This window comes from Oceanicaulis sp. (assembly GCF_965249665.1).
Lineage (GTDB): Bacteria > Pseudomonadota > Alphaproteobacteria > Caulobacterales > Maricaulaceae > Oceanicaulis.
On the sequence record NZ_OZ252247.1, the window covers coordinates 743,838 to 761,377 of the forward strand.

The window sequence follows — 17,540 nt, forward strand, 5'->3', positions numbered from 1 at the left end:
GCTCATGGCGACCCAAGCGGTGACCGACGACACGTTTGAATCTGATGTTCTGAAAGCCGACGGCCCGGTGCTGGTCGATTTCTGGGCGGAATGGTGCGGCCCCTGCAAGCAGATCGGCCCGGCGCTCGAAGAGATCGCCGCCGACAAGGCAGGCAAGCTGACCATCGCCAAGGTCAATATCGACGAAAACCCGATGGCCCCCAGCAAGTATGGCGTGCGCGGCATCCCGACCCTGCTGATCTTCAAGAATGGCGAAGAAGTCAGCCGCAAGGTCGGCGCCATGGCCAAGTCCAAGATCGAAGAATGGATCAACGAAGCCGTCTAGGCGCTGACCCTCTCATGGATCCCGAAAACCCCGGACGCCACGCGTCCGGGGTTTTTCATGTTCAGGCTTTCGCCATCTCGTCGGCGATCGCTTGCGCCGCCGCAAAGGGGTCATCCGCCTGGCTGATAGGCCGCCCGATCACCAGATGCGACGCGCCCGCTTTCAAGGCGGCCTCAGGCGTCGCCACGCGCACCTGATCACCCAGCGCCGCGCCCGCCGGACGCACGCCCGGGGTGACGATCAGGAAATCATCGGGGACGCGAGCGCGAATGGCCTCAGCCTCCTGCGGCGAGGCGACGACACCGTCCAGTCCGCACTCAAGCGCCTGATCGACGCGCCGCATGACCAGATCGCGCGCGCCATAGGCATAGCCCATCTGCGTCAGCATGGGATCGTCATAGGCCGTGAGGACCGTAACGCCGAGGATCTTGAGGTCAGACCCCTCACGCCCCTCGACCGCCGCGCGCATGACCGGCGGTTCGGCATGGACTGTCAGAAGATCGGCGCCCGCTTGCGTGATCGAGCGCGTGGCTTTCTCGACGGTGGCGGGAATGTCATGGAGCTTGAAGTCCAAGAAAACGTCATGACCGCGGGCTTTCAGAGACCGCGCCAGATCCATGCCGCCAATGGGCAGGAGCTGAAGCCCGATCTTGTAGTGCGCGCAGGCCTCGCACAGCGTCTCCACCAGCGCCTCGGCGTCAGCAATCGTGGGCAGGTCAAGCGCAGTGATCAGGCGGCGGTCGGTCATGGTCACCCCTCGGACAAAGATGGTTGCAGCGGCCTAGACCGCTGCGGGCGCGTGATCAAGCGTCAGGATGCGGCGCTGGCCTGAGCTTTCGCGACCATGCGCTTCTCCTGCAGGCGCATGATCGCCTGCCCCACAGGGTCAGGCAGCACGCGCGACAGCGCGACCAGGAATTTGTACCAGGCGCCCGGCACGCGCAGCGGCACCCCGCGCTCCACGGCGTCATAACCCGACACGGCCACCTCTTCCGCCGTCAGCATCCAGAAGGAGGGCAGGTTGGAGACGGTGCCGCGCGCGCCGTTCACATCATGAAATTCTGACCAGGTATAGCCCGGCGCCACGGCGGTGACGTGGACATTGCGATCCTTGAGCTCGAGCCCCAGCGCCTCGGAGACCTTGATCAGAAGGCTTTTCGCACCGGGATACAGCGTGCCGGAATAGCGCGTATGGGCGTTGGCGGCGGGCAAGAGCGCGGACACCGAAGCGATATTGATGATCCGCCCGAACCCCCGTTCAGCCATGGGCTTGGCGACCAGATGCATCAGCTTTAGATAGCTCGTGACCATGAGCTCCATGAATTGCGCCTGATCGTCCCAGCTCAGCTCTACGAAAGCCCCCGGACGCCCCACGCCGGCATTGTTGACCAGAGCATCAATCTGACGGCCCGCATCGGTGACCGCCTTGACGATCGTCTCCGGCGCGTCCGGCTTGGACAGGTCCGCCGCGATCACCAGGCTATCCACGCCGAACTGGGCTTTGAGCTCCTCAGCCATATCCTTCAGACGGTCTTCACGACGCGCGACCAGCGCCAGATCCCATCCCCGGCGCGCAAATTCACGCGCATACGCTGCGCCAATACCGGAAGACGCACCTGTCACAAGAGCGAGACGACGGGCCATGAAATCTCCAATCCGCAGATAATTCTCAGATCAAGAGGGTGACCGTTCCGCCCTGCTCTGTCCAGAACCAAGCGCGAGGCTTAATCTGTACACGCCTGATCAATCAGGCTCCGGGTTTCCTCGATAAGGATTGCGCGGGCCGTGGGTGAAAGCGCATGCCCCGCCGCGCCATATTCGGCTGGCGACCCAGTCTCGCTGTCCTCAAAAATATGGTCCACGCCGGGCACGATGACGGTGCGCGTGGGATGATCGCCACGGGCGTCCAGCAAAGCGGCCTGAGCGGCTTCGGGCAGGACCTGGAGATCCTTTTCAGCGAACAGCGCCAGCACAGGACCGTCAAACGCAGCGGCCGCCGCCGCCGGGTCGCTGTCAAACATCGCCACAGCATAGGGCTGCCCCCACATCTGTCCTTGCTGACGCGCCATGGCTTCGGGCAGACCTTGCGCCATGAGGACCGCCTCAATCTCAGCGGGCGCTTCACCTGGCGCGGCGTTCTCGATGGCGTCAAACACCAGGGTCTGTAACTGGCGATTGGCTTCGACAGCCGCTTCATCCTGCCCGGACGCCCGTATCAGGGCTTCAGACTGATCGTAGAGCAAGGTCGCCATGTCCTGATGCTGACCGGCGAGCGAGATCAGGAAGTCGGCGTCTGAGGCGTTGGCCGCCAGAAGCCCTAAAAACCCGCCTTCGGAATGGCCCAGATAGCCCACGCAAGAGAGCCCGGTCTCCGCCTTGAGAACATTCAGTGCGCGCACTGCATCATCCGCCAGATCAGCCGGGGCCGAAGGCGCGGGCGCCTGCGATCCGCCTACCCCCCGGTCATCATACCGCAAGCTGGCGACCCCCGACTCAGCCAGCGCATCCGCCACAGCCGCATACACGGGATGGCCCGCTATATTGCCATCGCGATCCTGTGGCCCGGACCCGCTGATCAGGACCAGCCCGGCGCGAGGCGCCGTCGGAGCTGTGAGCACGCCTTCCAACCGACCGTCCTCCAGCGCCACTTCGACGACAACGCCCTCGCCATAAATCGGGGCGGTCTCGGCGGACATCGTCTCTTGCTCCTCGCCCTGCACCGGCTCAAACACCAGTGGCGCGTTCAATCCGCCTTGATCAAACGTACCGGTGATCACGCCGTCTTCCAGCACGCCGTCATACTGCAAAGCCAGACCCGGTGTTGAGAAATGCACCAGAGCGCCGTCAAATCGAACGATGGACATGGGCGCGCGGGCGCCCCCCTGATCGACCGAAATCAGGATCAAGGACGGGTCATCGCCTGACAGGTCAATCTCCAGCTCCAGTCGCAAGGGTTGCGCGCCGGCCTCCAGCACGCCGGCCCAACGCCCGTCAAACGCCGGGTCCGCGGGCGCTTGCGCTTGCTCGCGCTCGATGTCTGACGATGTGTTGGAGTCAGATTGCTCTGGCTGGGAGCCGCAAGCGACGGCCAGCACGGCGACCGGCAATAAGGTAATCAGTGTGCGGATCATCAGGGCTCTCCATATCTTGACGCCTTGGTTTTATCATCAACGCAAACTCGCGCTGATGATAAAAAGAACTCAGGTGCGTTGGTAATGGCGCCTTACTCAACGCGTACACTTTAGGTGAAGCGTCCGATGCGCGAAGCCCCGATGACGGCGGGCGAGCTGGCGCTCTCTGACTTGATCTGGAAAACAGACCCGGAGTGAGACGTCTATTCAGCCGCTTCTGAACAAGGGAGACCGCGCAGACCATTGAAAATCAGGCTTTGAGCCATTTCGGTCGCCGCCTTCAAGGCGTCGCGTTCGATATCGGTGAAGCGAAAAATCGGCGCTGTGTCGACAATGGCGACGGCGCCCAGGATCCGCCCATCAGGCGAGAGCAGCGGTTGACCGCAATAAGCGCGCACGAAAGGCGGACCGACCGCCGCCGGGTGCGTGCTGAACTGGGGATGGATGGACAGATTGAGGATCTCGACCGGACCCTCACGACAGACAACTTGTGTACACAGGGAGTCGTCGAGCGCCACTTCACATGCATCCAGGCCCTGTTTGCCGATGAAATGGACGCTTGTGTCGCTGACCAGCGAAACCACGCAGATGGGCGCCTTGAATGCGAAGGCGGTCAAACGCGCCAAGGCGTCCAGATCGCCGCGTTGATCCAAAGCGTTATCCAGCAGCGCCCGAACCGCCTCGAGCCGATCCTGATCCTCAATAATCGAGCAACAGGGTTTTGCGATGGATTCGGACATGCCAAGACTCCTGATACTGGTTCCAATCTGCACAAATAGCCTTGTGAGTCAGTTAAGCGACTGGCGCTTTCGCTGCACCGCCGCAGGGTCTAGATTGCCGCCCGTTTGAAACCTCGCACTCCAGGACGCGCCATGAGCCAGACCATCAAAAAAATCGTGCTCGCCTATTCAGGCGGGCTGGACACTTCAGTCATTCTCAAATGGCTGCAGGACGCGTATCAGGCCGAAGTGGTGACTTTCACCGCCGATCTGGGTCAGGGCGAAGAGCTGGAGCCCGCGCGGCGAAAAGCGGAGAAGGCCGGGATCAAGGACATCTTCATTGATGACCTGCGCGAGGAATTTGTTCGCGATTATGTTTACCCCATGGTGCGCGCCAACGCTGTCTATGAGGGCCAATACCTCTTGGGCACCTCCATCGCCCGGCCGCTGATCTCCAAACGCCTGGTCGAGATCGCCCACCAAACCGGCGCGGACGCCGTCGCCCACGGCGCCACCGGCAAGGGCAATGATCAGGTGCGTTTCGAACTGGGCGTGGCGGCGCTCGATCCCAGCCTGAAAGTCATCGCACCCTGGCGCGAATGGGATCTGAACTCCCGCACCAAGCTCATCGCCTACGCCGAGGAGAACGGCATTGAAGTGCCCTCCGACAAACGCGGCGAAGCCCCGTTCTCGGTTGATGCCAACCTGTGGCACACCTCCTCGGAGGGCAAAATGCTCGAAGATCCCGCTGAAGAGGCGTTCAACGAGGTCTGCCTGCGCACCTGCCATCCTGAGGATGCGCCAGACCAGCCTGAATATGTCACCATCGGTTTTGAGCGCGGCGACGCGGTCAGCCTGAATGGTCAGGCGCTGAGCCCGGCGACTCTCCTGACCCAGCTCAATGATCTGGGCGCCAAACACGGTATTGGCCGACTGGATCTGGTGGAGAACCGGTTCGTCGGCATGAAATCGCGCGGCATTTACGAGACGCCGGGCGGCACGATTCTTATGACCGCGCACCGCGGCATCGAGCAGCTCACCCTGGATGGCGGCGCCATGCACCTGAAAGACGAGCTGATGCCGAAATACGCCAAGCTCGTCTACAATGGCTTCTGGTTCAGCCCGGAGCGCGAAATGCTTCAGGCGGCGATCGATCACTCCCAGCGCCATGTAAACGGAGAGGTCCGCCTCAAGCTCTATAAGGGCAATGTGCTGGTGGTCGGTCGATCTTCGCCCAACTCGCTGTACTCACTCGAGCACGTCACCTTTGAAGAAGACGACGTCTACGATCAGAAGGACGCAGAAGGCTTTATCCGCCTGAACGCCTTGCGTCTGAAGCTTTTGGCGCAACGCAAGCACCGTCTGGGCGAGAACGACTAACGCGTCGGACCAGAATCGATGCGTCCCCGGCTCCCAGAAACCGGGGACGCACGCGCCAGCGGGCTGAACAACAATGCGGTGGAGCGCCCCTCAACGCTCCGCCAGGCATCTACTCCGCCGGCATAGTCTTGGCGCGGGGCCGCAGCACCGGCGCGATCAGCGCCGTCCCGCGATCCACAAACACGCGCAGCCCCTTCTCCATCGGTCCTTGCTTGAACCGGGAGAGCCACAGATTGCACGATATGATGATGAAGCCGCTCGCCGGGATCATCAGGCCCCACAGGGCGACGCGATCAAACCGGCCGTAAAGCTCCAGCCCGAACCCGGTGAACAGCCACAGCATCATCAACGAGCTGCCCATATAGGCGGTCAGCGCCATCTTGCCGACCGGCTCGAAGATCACTTTGCTGACATGAGCAAACAGCTCTGAGCGCATGGCCAGCACGAAACCCGCTAGCATGGCGATGACGATGAAGGGTTTGGAAAAGCGCATCACCGGGTGAAGGCTGGCGTCAAAGACAAAGCCGGAAAGCGCCGCATGGATCGCCGTCCCCGCGGCCAGCGCCACGCCGACAGCGCCTGCGATCGAGACGACGCGCACCAGCGTTTGCGCAGAAAGATTGAGCGCGCCCGAGCGCATCAAGCCCAGCCCCAGCAGCATATAGCCGCCCGCTTCCGCGATCCGTCCCAACACCGAGGCGTTGGTCATCATCATGATCCAGGTCTCAACTGAAGCCTGTACATGAGGCCAATAGCCCTCAGCCCGGGCGGCCTGAACCGCCATCATCTCGGCATAGCTTGGCGTTTCAGTGGCGATATCGCGATACCCGGCATAAGCCACGACAACCGCCCATCCCACAGCCGCAAAGGCGAACAGATAGCGTGGCGGCAACCAGGACAGGATCAGCACGCCCATGCCCGCGACAGCGTAGATCGCCAGAATATCAGACGACCATGCCAGAAGGCTCATATGAACAAGACCGAGCACCAACAGGCCGATACAGCGCACCAGAAACCCCGCCCGGCGGGTCAGCATGTCGCCGGATCCTGTCAGGATGATCGCCATGGAGGCGCCGAACAGGCTGGCGAACACGCCGCGCATCACCGCGTCAATAAAGACCGCCTGCGTTCCCCACAGCCCCATCTCCCAAGGTGTCCAGCCCAGAAGGCGCGGGTCGGAAAATGCGAAATTCGTCCCGCCGGTGGAGGGGAAATGCGCAATCAGCAAACCCAGCACGGCAAAGCCGCGCAGCGCGTCCAGAACCCGAATTCGATCTCGCATTGGCACACCTCCATAAACGCGTTCACGTTTTGAAAAGAGATTTGCAAGGTGCGGGCCAGCTGAATCGCGGATCAGACACGTCTAAACGCCTCGCGCCCAAAGGGCCGAGGGGCGAACGCGGGAAAGCCGGTCCGGCTGGATAGTCTGGGGTTCGTCTTGCGAAAGCGCCGATCCGGCCTTCCCTACGCCTGGCCTCGCCCTGTCACACCCAAGGCTCAGCCGACAGCTTGCGCCGCCTCTCCTCGCCCCACCCGACGGTCGCGATCCGCCCTTCCACAAGCGAGGAGAGCGACAGGATAGAGGAGAATCAGAAGGGGCGGATAAGTGACTGGACGGAGTTGAATTCCCGGGCGAGCGCTTGACCCCTCTCCCCGTTAAACGCCCTAACCTGAAGGAGGCCCCGGCTCGGCGCTGCGCTTGGCCGGGGTTTCAATGATAGGGGATGGCGTGAAGAGAGCGGCTCGTCCTAAGCCACGCCGCGCTGGTGATAGAGCGGCATGTCGTCGTCAAGATCACGGGCGATGTCACCAGCGAGGTCGGGCAGCAGGGTTGTCGCCATTTCATGACGGATGATCCCCTCGCCGCGCTGACGCCGCCAATAACTCCAATAGGTGGTGAGGTGGGTTAGCGCCGCCACATCATCGCCGATCCGGCTGAACAGGTTCGGCGCTTTCAAAAGCAGCATGCGCATGGCGATAGGGTCGCCGTCATCCAGGAAGGCGGAGACCACGCGGTAATAATTCTCACGCCCGGCCTTGAGATCTTCCCAGCGCAGACGGATCGAACGGCGAATACGGCTGATGGGTGCGGCTAACGGACGGAAGGGCGCGGAGCCGTCTTCCTTTTCCAGCCGCGCCAGATCGCGCAGGAAACTCGCCAGCTCTTCGGTCAGGATGTTCATGCGCCACAGATAATACAAAAGCCCTTTCCAACCGAAGACGCCGACGGTGAAGTCTTCGGGATCCATGCGCAGGGCGTTGCGCAAATCTTCGCGCTGAGCGTGGCTCTTGGCGTTGAACAGAACGGCGGCGAGACGTTCGGGGCGTTTGCGCGTGGTCGTCTCGCCCAGCGCCTTGGCGGAAATGTCGGCCATGTGCCGAGCGGCGAACATCTTGAACTCGGCCTCGTCGGCCTTGGCCATGGTGAAATAGCGTGGGTCCAGCTCGCGCTCGGGGAACAGGGCTTCGAGCAGGAAGGGATCAAACGCCGGCGCTGATTTCAGCCGCGACAGCGTGCGCACATCCTCGGAAAACTCTTCTTCATAGAGATTGCGGTCACGCCCCAGCGCCTCTTCCAGCCAGGCTTCGAGGTTTGGCGCTTCTATGAAGGTCCAGAACGCGCCGGCGCCTGGATCCTTGGGGTCGATGGGCAGGACCAGCTTGGTCACGATATTGCGGCCCGACCGCACCAGAGAGCGCTCATTGCGGCGCAGATTGTGCTTGATCAGAAAGCACCGGTTGAGACCGCGATGGCGGAACAGGGGATAGGGGGTCTGCGCCAGATCGGGGAACCGCTTGTGCAGACCATAAAGGTCGAGCACGCGCGGCGTTGAGCCGCCTCGCATCAGATTTTTCAGATCATATGGACGGCGGCTGAACATTTCGCCGGTCTCCTACCCCGCTCAACATATGAGCATGGTTGGAAAACAGGCCCTGACGCCAGCACATCCGGGCAAGAGGGTTAACGGCGCGATAAGCCGACATGACCGACGCAGGCTTCACTCCAAGAGTGATCAAATCTCTCTTTCGGGGAGAAAAAGTGCGTGTTACTCTCGATTGAGGAGAATAGGAGAGTGTTATGGCGTTCAAATCAGGATTGATCTTTACAACAGTTGCTCTGACCGCACTGAGCGGCGCTCCGGCGGCATTCGCACAAGACACGACAGTGTGGCTGGCTGTTCACGAAGGCAGCGCGAATGCCACCGCCGAACAGTTGTCGCAGAACGCCATGGCGCCGAATTTTCAAGAAAGCCTGGATATTCGTTTCTCAAACGCGACTTCGCATTGCGGGGGCGTCGCCCAGACCGCTTCAAACGAGATCGCCTTCACTTTCGGATATGACGCAGATCCCCAGGATCGTCGGCGTTTCGACCTCCCAGAAGGATGGCTGGTCGCCAGTGTGACAATCCCCGCCGACCTGACCGGCGCCTATAGCTTCCAGGGCTTGGAGTTGCGCGGCGATCTGGTCCGTTACAATAACGGCTCACCAACAGGCTCAGGCGGTTCGTTCCCTGCACGCAGCGTCGCTGATCCTGCTCAGACAGCGGCGGGCTTCATTGCTCAAGAGTCAGAGACCTTCCTGGGATGGTATCAGGTCGGCCTGGATGCCTCAGGTCAGGCGCATCTGGCGTCCATGCCAGGACCGCGTGACGCGGAACTCCGGCTTCCGGTTCGCCCCCTGACCCGGCTTTCCCAAAACTGCAGCTAGTCTAGCCGCGTTAACCCCCCTGCACTGACGGGCCGCGCTTCAAACTCCCTGAGCGGAGTCTGGATCGCGGCCTGCTTTCATCAGGGGTACGGTTTCTACGCGGTCATCGCACAAGAGGTCTGAAAACCTGGTGCGCAGCCAGTCTTCCGTCCCTATTCACCGTGTTCAGGCAGGAAGATCTCGCGCTTGCCGGCATGGTCAGCGGGGCCGATCATGCCCTCATCCTCCATACGCTCAATCAAGGTCGCAGCGCGATTATAGCCGATCTGGAGGCGGCGCTGGATATAGCTGGTGGACGCCTTGCGATCGCGCGCGACCACGGCGACCGCCTGATCAAACAGATCATCGCCCGAACCGCCGCCCACCAGATCGAGCGCGCCGTCTCCGCCCTCTTCATCAAGATCCTCGGTGACCGCGTCGAGATATTCCGGGGTGCCCTGGGCTTTCAGGAAGTTCGCCACATCCTCGACTTCGCGGTCGGACACGAACGGGCCGTGCAGACGCCGGATGCGCCCCCCGCCCGCCATGTACAGAAGGTCGCCCATGCCCAGAAGCTGCTCAGCGCCCTGCTCGCCCAGAATGGTGCGCGAGTCGATCTTGGAGGTCACCTGATAGCTGATCCGTGTGGGGAAGTTCGCCTTGATCGTGCCGGTGATCACATCCACTGACGGTCGCTGGGTCGCCATGATCAGATGAATGCCCGCCGCCCGCGCCATTTGCGCCAAACGCTGGATCGCGCCCTCGATATCCTTGCCGGCGACCATCATCAGGTCCGCCATCTCGTCGATCACAACGACGATGTAGGGCATGGGATCGGGCTCGATCGTCTCGGTCTCATAAACCGGCTCGCCGCTTTCCTTGTCAAAGCCGGTCTGAACAGTGCGGCTGAGCACGTCATTGTCTTCACGCGCCTGCCGGGCCTTCTCGTTAAAGCCCTTCATGTTGCGCACGCCGACCTTGGACATCTTCAGATAGCGCGACTCCATTTCGCGCACGGTCCATTTGAGCGCCGCCACCGCCTTTTTCGGATCGATCACCACGGGGCTCAGCAAGTGGGGAATGCCGTCATAGACCGACAATTCCAGCATTTTGGGATCGATCATGATCATCCGGCACTCTTCAGGCGGAAGCCGGTAGAGCAGCGACAGGATCATTGCGTTCACACCCACCGACTTACCCGACCCAGTAGTGCCCGCGATCAGAAGGTGGGGCATTTTCGCGAGATCCGCTGTGAACGGCTCGCCGCCAATGGTCTCCCCCAGCGCCATAGGCAGCTCCGCCTTGGCGGCCTCGAAGGGCTTGGACGCCAGCAGCGCGCGCAGGAACACTGTCTCACGATGCTGGTTGGGCAGCTCGATGCCGATGGCGTTGCGGCCCGGTACGACCGACACCCTGCAGGCCACCGCCGCCATGGATCGGGCGATATCATCGGCCAGATTGATCACGCGGCTGGTTTTCACACCGGGGGCAGGCTCCAGTTCATACAGCGTCACCACAGGACCTGGGCGCACCTGAACCACTTCGCCCTTCACGCCGAAATCCGCCAGCACGCCCGTCAGAAGCTCGGCGTTCTGAGCCAGGGCGTCGGCGTCCACTGTATCCGCACGCGGCGGCGCGGGCGCCAGCAAGTCCAGGCGCGGCAGCTCAAACCCGGAGGAATCGCCGCTGAACGGCAACGCGCCCTGGGCCTCACGGGCTTCACGATCTGACTCGCGCACGCTCTTCTTGCGCGCCACCTTAACGGGGTTTGGACGCGCCGGCGCGCCGGTGGCGGGCATGGCCGTATCGTTATACCCGTCCTCATCGTCATCAACGGGTTCGCGGCTGATGCGCGGCGGGGTGCGCGCTGATTCTGCGCCAGACCGGCGCTCACGCTTGAGAAACGCTGGCGCGGTTTCCGCGCGACCATCGGGCGAGGCAGGGGTCTGCACCTCGACCTCGCCGCGGCCCCAGGCGCGCGGAATGGCGCCAAGACTCTGATCAATCCAGACCCGGACCGTGGCCCAAACCAGCTCAGCGGCGTCTCGCGCCGCGGTCAGGTCACGCACGGTCAGGCCAAAACAGAAAAACACGCCAAACACCGCCAGCGTCAGCCCCAGACCGCCTGCGATCACCCGTCCGCCCGGCGCATTGACCTCTTGGGTCAACGCCTGGATCAGGCCCAGCAACCCGTCGCCAACCAGACCGCCCAGCCCGGTCGCGAAGGGCCAGTTCGCGGGCATGGGCAAAGCCGAAACCGCCATGGCGAACCCGCCTACGCCCAGAAGACCCGAAATGATCCGGAAGGCGGAGACCGTCTTGGTGCGGCCGCGCGGACCTCGAACCAGCAAGATCGCCCCCCAGCCCATCACCGCCAGCGCCGCCGCAGCGCCCGCCCACCCTGAGACCTGCAAGACAAGATCAGACGTCACTGCGCCTGGCCCGCCCATCCAGTTCGTCACGGCCTGGCCCGTCGCCGCGTTCAAGCTGGGATCCAGGGGATTATGGCTCAGCATGGATACGATCACGAACGCGCCCAGAACGGTCATGACAAAGCCGACCACCGCGGTGCGGACGCGCGCGATCAGCCCCGGCCTGCGTCGCACCGGGGTTTCAGACTCCAAAGAGGGATCGGCCGCCATTTTCATGACCTCCAGATTGCCTCAAAGAGTCTTCCCGACGGGTTAATCCGCGTTAACCGACAACAGTTTTTACGGGATCGGAAGCGCCAGTATGACAGGCGATCGCCGCGGCGCATCCGGCGCCGCGCCATCCGCGGGAAACTGGTCCCAAGGCGCATCCGCATTCACAAACAGACGATCATCCGCGATCCGCACCGTCGTCGGCTCGCCCAACCGCGCATCACCCGTCAAAACCGGCTCAAGACCGACAAGCTGGTTGGCGTCATCAAACACCAGTTCAAAGACGCCGAAAGGCGCTGCGCCGTTGCGCACCACGAACAGGCGCCCCAGCCGATCCGCCACCAGACCGTCCATCCCGATCAGGCTGGCGCCGTCCGGGCTGGGTTGCAGATGCGCGACCCGGCTGACCGGATCAATCCGCCACAGCCCCACAGCGTAATCGACGACCCATAATGCGCCGCGCGCCTGAGCCAGACCCTGCAAAGACGCAAAACGCTCATCCTGCGCATAAAGCTCCAGCTCGGCGCGAGGGCCGTTGAGGCGGTAAATCCGCCCGGCTTCAGCGTCCGAGACGAACACGACGCCGTCGCGCACGGTCAGGTCGCCCATACGCTCCGCCCCTTCCATCGTATGGCGTGCAATCCGCTCTCCGGTCTCAAGATCCAGCACTAACAGCGCGGTTTCGGGCTGCTCATCTGGCGCGAGCGGAGTCTGCTCCACCATGCCCTCAACCGCATAAAGCCGGCCATGCCGTCGATCTGCGGCGAGCCCGAAGATCGAGCCAATGGGCTCATCATCACCTGCAAACACGTCAAACTCTTCGGGCGCAAACGGCTCGACGCGATAGATCCGGCGTTGGGCAACGCCGCCCAGATACAGACGCTCGGTCTCGTTATCGACCGCCAGCGCTTCAATCAGCGCATCGTCCAAGGGCGGCGTGGCCACCGCCACCGCCTGACCCGCAGGCGCCGCGTTTTCAGCAAGCGCCAAGCGTATGGCGTTCAATCGCTCTGAATCAGCGGCTTCAAGCTGGCCCAGATTTCGAACCGACCCGTCCAGATCATAACTGAGACCAGCGCCCGCCATGGCTTCAAGAGCTTCAAACTGATGCTCTGTCTTGCCGGCCATGGCGCCCAGCAGCACCGCATTGTTCAGCAATCCGGGATGGCCGGGCTGCAGCTCCAGCGCCGCCGCATTCATGCGATGCGCTGTTTCAAAATCCTCAATCTGGGCTGCCGCTCGCACCTCTTCACGCAGCATGCGTGACAGGTCGAGCGCAGATCGCGATTGAGCCAGAGCGGAGGCCGAAGCGCCCATAAGAAGAGCAGAGGCGGCGAGACAGGAGAGTAGCGCTTTCATCACATCACTTTGCCCCTTCGTGAAAGGCGCTAGCAAGGCGGCAAAGCGGCAAGAGGGTGCAAAACTACACGCCAAAGGCCCGATACGGTCCTAGACGGGCTTGATCATCAAGGCTTCAAGCGCTGTGCGCCCCTCATCAGGGATCGGCGCTGGCTTTTTCCCATCCGTATTCACCAGAACAGATTCGCTTGCGCCGATGCACTGGCCGTTCTGAAACAGGCCCTGGCCGATCGTGTAGCTGGACCCGCCAATACGCAAAATGCCGGACCCGACCACCAGATCGCCGGGGTAAAACGCCTCGGCCAGATAGGCGATGTGAACATCCGCGATCACCATGCGCATTGTGTTGGCCTTGCGCAGCTCGAGCGGAAACGCCTTGCGGTTCAAGACGCCGCGCGCTTCTTCATAGAAGGCGCCTATCGCCACATTGTTGATATGCCCCAACGGGTCGAGATCCTGAAACCGGCTGGGGACGGACGCCACCAAGGGATAGGTTTCAAGGTCGAGGCGATACGCGTCAGGCTTCATGATGGTCTTCCGGGAACTGAGTGTGCTGCACTGCGTTATGCCGCTCTGGCGACAGATTGCAAAGGTGCAGGGCTTGCCTGCGCTCAACGAGAGGGCTATCGCCACCCCATGACCCAAGCGCCAAAGCCTCGTAAAAAACCCGCCAAACGCCGCCCGCCCGGACTGAACAGGGAGCAGGCTGAAGAACTCTACGCGCGGCTGGCCGATGATCGCCCCGAGCCGCAGACCGAGCTGAATTACTCAAACCCCTATACGCTGGTGGTCGCCGTGGCGTTGTCGGCGCAAGCCACCGATGTGGGCGTGAACAAGGCCACCGACAAGCTGTTCAAAGTCGCGGACACGCCCGAAAAAATGCTGGCCTTGGGTGAAGAGGGCGTGCGCGAGCACATCAAGACGATCGGCCTGTTCCGCAACAAGGCCAAGAATGTCATCGCCCTGTCCCAAATGATCCTGAATGAGTTTGACGGTGAGGTGCCGCAAACCCGTGACGCCTTGATCCGTCTGCCCGGCGTCGGGCGCAAAACGGCGAATGTGGTGCTGAACGAAGCCTTCGGCCAGCACACCATTGCGGTGGACACTCATATCTTCCGGGTCAGCAACCGCACGCGGCTGGCGCCGGGCAAGACGCCCGACGCGGTGGAAGAGCGTCTGGAGCGCATAACGCCGCCGCAATACCTCAAAGGCGCCCATCACTGGCTGATCCTGCACGGGCGCTATGTGTGCAAGGCGCGCAAGCCTGAGTGTTGGCGCTGTCCCATCGCAGACATCTGCAAATTCAAAGACAAGACGCCCGCGCCCTGATCACAAAGACGCTTCGCGTGAGGGATCCTCGCTTCGCTGCGGGCGCGGGATTATTTCTATCCCCCTATTCCGCCGCCAGCGCCTCCGTCTTGGTGCGGCCGCCGCTCCAGCTTTCATGGCGCAATGCGCGGCCGAGGGGCGTTCGGCCTGCGAGAGGGGTGAAGTCACCCTGCGCATAAACCGGCTCCCCCGCCACAAGAACGGTCGTCACCACACCGTCTGAGCGATTGACCATCTGCTCATGACCATAATCCTCGCGCCAGATGAAGGTGCTGCCCGCTTCTGAATCATAACCGGCCAACGCTTCGGGATCGATGACAGTCACATCCGCGCAATCGCCGATTTCAATCCGGCCCGCCTTGACGCCCAGAAAGTCCGCCGGCTCACGCGTCAGACGCCGGATCTGGCTGGCCACGCGTTCAAGACCTTCCTCCTGCGCCAGCTTGAGCGCCCGCAGATTGCCGTCATAGAACGCCATATTAGTGATATGAGCGCCGGAATCGTTGAAGCCCGGCAAGGTCAGCGGATGGTTGATCAGCTCACGGACCGTCTCAGGATCCCGATTGGCGGACACTGTCCACCAGCGCAGCCTCAGATCAAAAGCGTCAAACAAGGCCAGCACAAAGCCGGCTTCGGTCGCAGCGGTGTCGGGGAGACGCTCAAACACGCCCTGCTCATCATGGGTGCGGGCGAACGCTGGATCGACGCGCCATGCGCGGTAGCGATCAAAGACCTGCTGGAAGCTCTCGCCCGTCCAGATTTCCGGACCGCCGGAATGGAAGATCATCTGCTCGAAATCGCGATCAAACGCCAGGCTCTCCATCTTCATCATGCGCTTGAGACGGGCCAGTCCGAACCCGGTCTTGCCGGTCATCCACATTTTCGTGAAGCGCGCCTGGAAGGCCGGGTCTCTCAACAGCGCCCTGCGACCATCCACGTCTTCAAGGTCCAGCTCGTTCAGCTCGCGCAGGGTCGGCACTTCTTCGGCGAGAGGGTTGATCGGCCCATCCCAGAACACCTTGAACGGCGCCGCCAGAGCCTGAAACCGGAAATGCCCGTTCAAAATCGGGGAGTTGAACAAATGGCTAAGGATCATCGCCAGCTTTTTGAGCGACCGGTTCGCCGCCACATCCAGCGCCGCCACCGCGGTCACCTTGAGCGGACGCCCATGCAAACGCCCTGAAGTCAGAAGAAAATTACGGAACACGGCCAGCGGCTTGTCCTTGGGCGGAGTGGCCTGCCAGATGCGGTCATTGCGTCGCAAGATCGCGGTAAGACGCTTGAGCTCCTTATACTGACCAAATTGCGACGGTATTTTTACGCGGCGATTGGGGTCTTCCGACAGGAAGTGAAATGGCAGGGAATCGGTAGAAAAGCCTGCATAGCCCTCCGTCATCGCCTGCTCGAGCAGCTCTTCCATGCCCCGCAAATCCGCTTCGCCGGCGGTGCGGCTCACCGAACCGTTCAGCCCCATCACCTGGGCGCGCAGCATGGAATGGGGAATAAGCGGGATGACATTGCAGCCCAGCGGCAGGTCATCCAGATGAGAGAAATAGCCTGCAGAACTGGTCCAGCTGGCGCGCTCGGCGACCTTGCGCAGGACCGGCTTGGGCATGTTCTCGACCCGGGCGAAGCAATCCACCAGCGGATCTTCGCCATTGCGACGCTGATTGCCGTAAGCCAGGCCCAGCGAGCAGTTCGACATCAGAACAGTGGTCGTGCCATGACGCACCACTTCACGCAGGGCCGGGTCAAACTCAACTTCCAGGTCGAGATGGGTATGGATATCCAGCAAGCCCGGCATCACCCATTCGCCCTGCGCCTCGATAACCGTTTCGGCTTGAGACCGATCCAGATCCGGCCCGCGCGCCGCAATACGGCCATCCTTGATGGCGATATCCTGGACGACCGGAGGGGCTCCGGATCCGTCAAACACCAGCCCGCCGACAATCACCCTGTCCCATGCATGGGTCATGGCGTCCTCCCAATTGAAGGGCCCTGTTATCGAGCCTTGGGCATAGCGGACTGGAAATTCATAAATCCGTCAAGCACGGCTTTAGGGTCTTCCCAATGCGGATAGTGGCCCACATGGGGCAGAACGAGAGTATCCGCATTCGGAACAAGCGCGCGATAGCGCTCAACCATATGGGCGCCCGACACCGGGTCCAGGCCGCCATCAATCACTTTCATCGGCACGGTCGAATGCACAAGCGCGCCCACCCAGCGCTCGCGATGCTGTCGGCGCTCTGTGATATATCCCAGAAGCTTGTGCCCGATGCGCGGCATGCCGCCCTTTTCCTGGGCCAAGGCCCAGAAGGCGTCCATCTCCTCGCTTGCGGGCTGGGTGTCCGGCCCGAAGACCTCACCAAGACCTTTGGCGAATTTGTCGCGCGTCATCAAGCGCGCCAGAAACGGGCCGAGCGGCGAATGAAGCAGTTTTTGCGTAACCGTGGCGCGATGCTGTTCAGGGAACAGGCCGCCATTGAGAAAGCAGATCGATTGAAGCCTCACCGCCGCCGCATCTCCTTGCTCGAGATAGCGCGCCAGCAATTCCTGCGCGACCGTGTCGCCATAATCATGGACAAAGAGATGGCACGCCGTGATCTCGAGATGCGCAAAAAAGGCGTCATGCAAATCCGCCTGATCCAGGATCGAATACGCATACCGGACCGGTTTGTCAGAATAGCCGAAACCGATCATGTCGAGAGCAGCGACCCTGTAATCTCTACACAGATCATCCCAGAGCCGCACCCAGTCCCAGCTGGCGGTGGGAAAGCCATGGATCAGGACCAGAACCGGCTTTGAGCCATCGGACCAGTCGCCGCCCGTGCGATAAAAAATGTCGTGACCGCGATAGTTGAAAAACGCGCCTGCGGCGCGCCAGGCTTGCAAACTTGCCTGTGCCTGCATGATCTCTCCCCTTATGCGAACCGCTCTGTTTCTGGCGGCTTATTGGGCCAGAGCATG

General features: G+C 61.9%; 15 protein-coding genes. 4 read left to right on the plus strand and 11 right to left on the minus strand.

The features are described 5' to 3' along the window. The first annotated feature begins 4 nt into the window (after window positions 1-4). Complete coding sequence (trxA, locus tag ACP154_RS03550) at window positions 5-325, plus strand: thioredoxin TrxA (RefSeq protein ID WP_022701204.1); 321 nt, start codon at window positions 5-7, stop codon at window positions 323-325. Window positions 326-386: 61 nt separating this feature from the next. On the opposite strand, the gene pyrF is transcribed toward trxA, so the two are convergent. The 4 genes from pyrF to ACP154_RS03570 all read right to left on the minus strand — a co-directional run bounded on the left by pyrF (window position 387) and on the right by ACP154_RS03570 (window position 4,196). Then, window positions 387-1,073 carry an orotidine-5'-phosphate decarboxylase gene (gene pyrF, locus ACP154_RS03555; RefSeq protein WP_421856716.1) on the minus strand — a complete coding sequence of 229 codons (687 nt, stop codon included), beginning with the start codon at window positions 1,071-1,073 and terminating at the stop codon, window positions 387-389. 62 nt (window positions 1,074-1,135) lie between these two features. Then, window positions 1,136-1,969 carry an SDR family NAD(P)-dependent oxidoreductase gene (locus ACP154_RS03560; protein ID WP_421856713.1) on the minus strand — a complete coding sequence of 278 codons (834 nt, stop codon included), beginning with the start codon at window positions 1,967-1,969 and terminating at the stop codon, window positions 1,136-1,138. Between the two features lie 80 nt (window positions 1,970-2,049). Continuing rightward, window positions 2,050-3,456, minus strand: coding sequence for an alpha/beta fold hydrolase (locus ACP154_RS03565; protein WP_421856710.1), 1,407 nt, complete (start codon window positions 3,454-3,456; stop codon window positions 2,050-2,052). A 203-nt stretch (window positions 3,457-3,659) separates the two neighbouring features. Continuing rightward, the gene (locus tag ACP154_RS03570) at window positions 3,660-4,196 is read right to left on the minus strand and encodes a GAF domain-containing protein (RefSeq protein ID WP_421856707.1); all 537 of its coding nucleotides are present in this window, start codon (window positions 4,194-4,196) and stop codon (window positions 3,660-3,662) included. A 132-nt stretch (window positions 4,197-4,328) separates the two neighbouring features. Here ACP154_RS03570 and ACP154_RS03575 point away from each other — a divergent pair, with 132 nt between their 5' ends. Next, window positions 4,329-5,555, plus strand: coding sequence for an argininosuccinate synthase (locus ACP154_RS03575; RefSeq protein WP_421856704.1), 1,227 nt, complete (start codon window positions 4,329-4,331; stop codon window positions 5,553-5,555). A 109-nt stretch (window positions 5,556-5,664) separates the two neighbouring features. Here the strand turns inward: ACP154_RS03575 and ACP154_RS03580 are convergent, their stop codons facing one another. Continuing rightward, complete coding sequence (locus ACP154_RS03580; RefSeq protein WP_421856701.1) at window positions 5,665-6,837, minus strand: DUF418 domain-containing protein; 1,173 nt, start codon at window positions 6,835-6,837, stop codon at window positions 5,665-5,667. A gap of 466 nt (window positions 6,838-7,303) precedes the next feature. Then, complete coding sequence (locus ACP154_RS03585; protein ID WP_421856698.1) at window positions 7,304-8,437, minus strand: hypothetical protein; 1,134 nt, start codon at window positions 8,435-8,437, stop codon at window positions 7,304-7,306. A 197-nt stretch (window positions 8,438-8,634) separates the two neighbouring features. Between ACP154_RS03585 and ACP154_RS03590 the strand changes: the two genes are divergently transcribed. Beyond that, on the plus strand, window positions 8,635-9,264 hold the full coding sequence (locus ACP154_RS03590; protein ID WP_421856695.1) for a hypothetical protein: 630 nt from the start codon (window positions 8,635-8,637) through the stop codon (window positions 9,262-9,264). A 152-nt stretch (window positions 9,265-9,416) separates the two neighbouring features. On the opposite strand, the gene ACP154_RS03595 is transcribed toward ACP154_RS03590, so the two are convergent. The 3 genes from ACP154_RS03595 to ACP154_RS03605 all read right to left on the minus strand — a co-directional run bounded on the left by ACP154_RS03595 (window position 9,417) and on the right by ACP154_RS03605 (window position 13,772). Then, entirely contained in the window at window positions 9,417-11,891 is a 2,475-nt protein-coding gene (locus ACP154_RS03595) for a DNA translocase FtsK 4TM domain-containing protein (RefSeq protein WP_421856692.1), read from the minus strand. Window positions 11,892-11,954: 63 nt separating this feature from the next. Continuing rightward, on the minus strand, window positions 11,955-13,244 hold the full coding sequence (locus ACP154_RS03600) for a hypothetical protein (RefSeq protein WP_421856690.1): 1,290 nt from the start codon (window positions 13,242-13,244) through the stop codon (window positions 11,955-11,957). A 90-nt stretch (window positions 13,245-13,334) separates the two neighbouring features. After that, window positions 13,335-13,772 carry an acyl-CoA thioesterase gene (locus tag ACP154_RS03605; RefSeq protein WP_107711712.1) on the minus strand — a complete coding sequence of 146 codons (438 nt, stop codon included), beginning with the start codon at window positions 13,770-13,772 and terminating at the stop codon, window positions 13,335-13,337. Window positions 13,773-13,880: 108 nt separating this feature from the next. On the opposite strand from ACP154_RS03605, the gene nth reads away from it, so the two are divergent. Beyond that, window positions 13,881-14,573: an endonuclease III gene (nth, locus tag ACP154_RS03610; protein ID WP_421856687.1), complete on the plus strand. Its 693-nt coding sequence runs from the start codon at window positions 13,881-13,883 to the stop codon at window positions 14,571-14,573. Window positions 14,574-14,637: 64 nt separating this feature from the next. Here nth and ACP154_RS03615 read toward each other — a convergent pair whose 3' ends face one another. Both ACP154_RS03615 and ACP154_RS03620 read right to left on the minus strand, forming a co-directional pair. Further along, window positions 14,638-16,548, minus strand: coding sequence for an N-acyl-D-amino-acid deacylase family protein (locus ACP154_RS03615; RefSeq protein ID WP_421856684.1), 1,911 nt, complete (start codon window positions 16,546-16,548; stop codon window positions 14,638-14,640). A gap of 26 nt (window positions 16,549-16,574) precedes the next feature. Continuing rightward, window positions 16,575-17,483 (minus strand): alpha/beta fold hydrolase, encoded by a 909-nt coding sequence (locus ACP154_RS03620; RefSeq protein WP_421856681.1) that lies wholly within the window; start codon window positions 17,481-17,483, stop codon window positions 16,575-16,577. Window positions 17,484-17,540 lie beyond the last annotated feature (57 nt).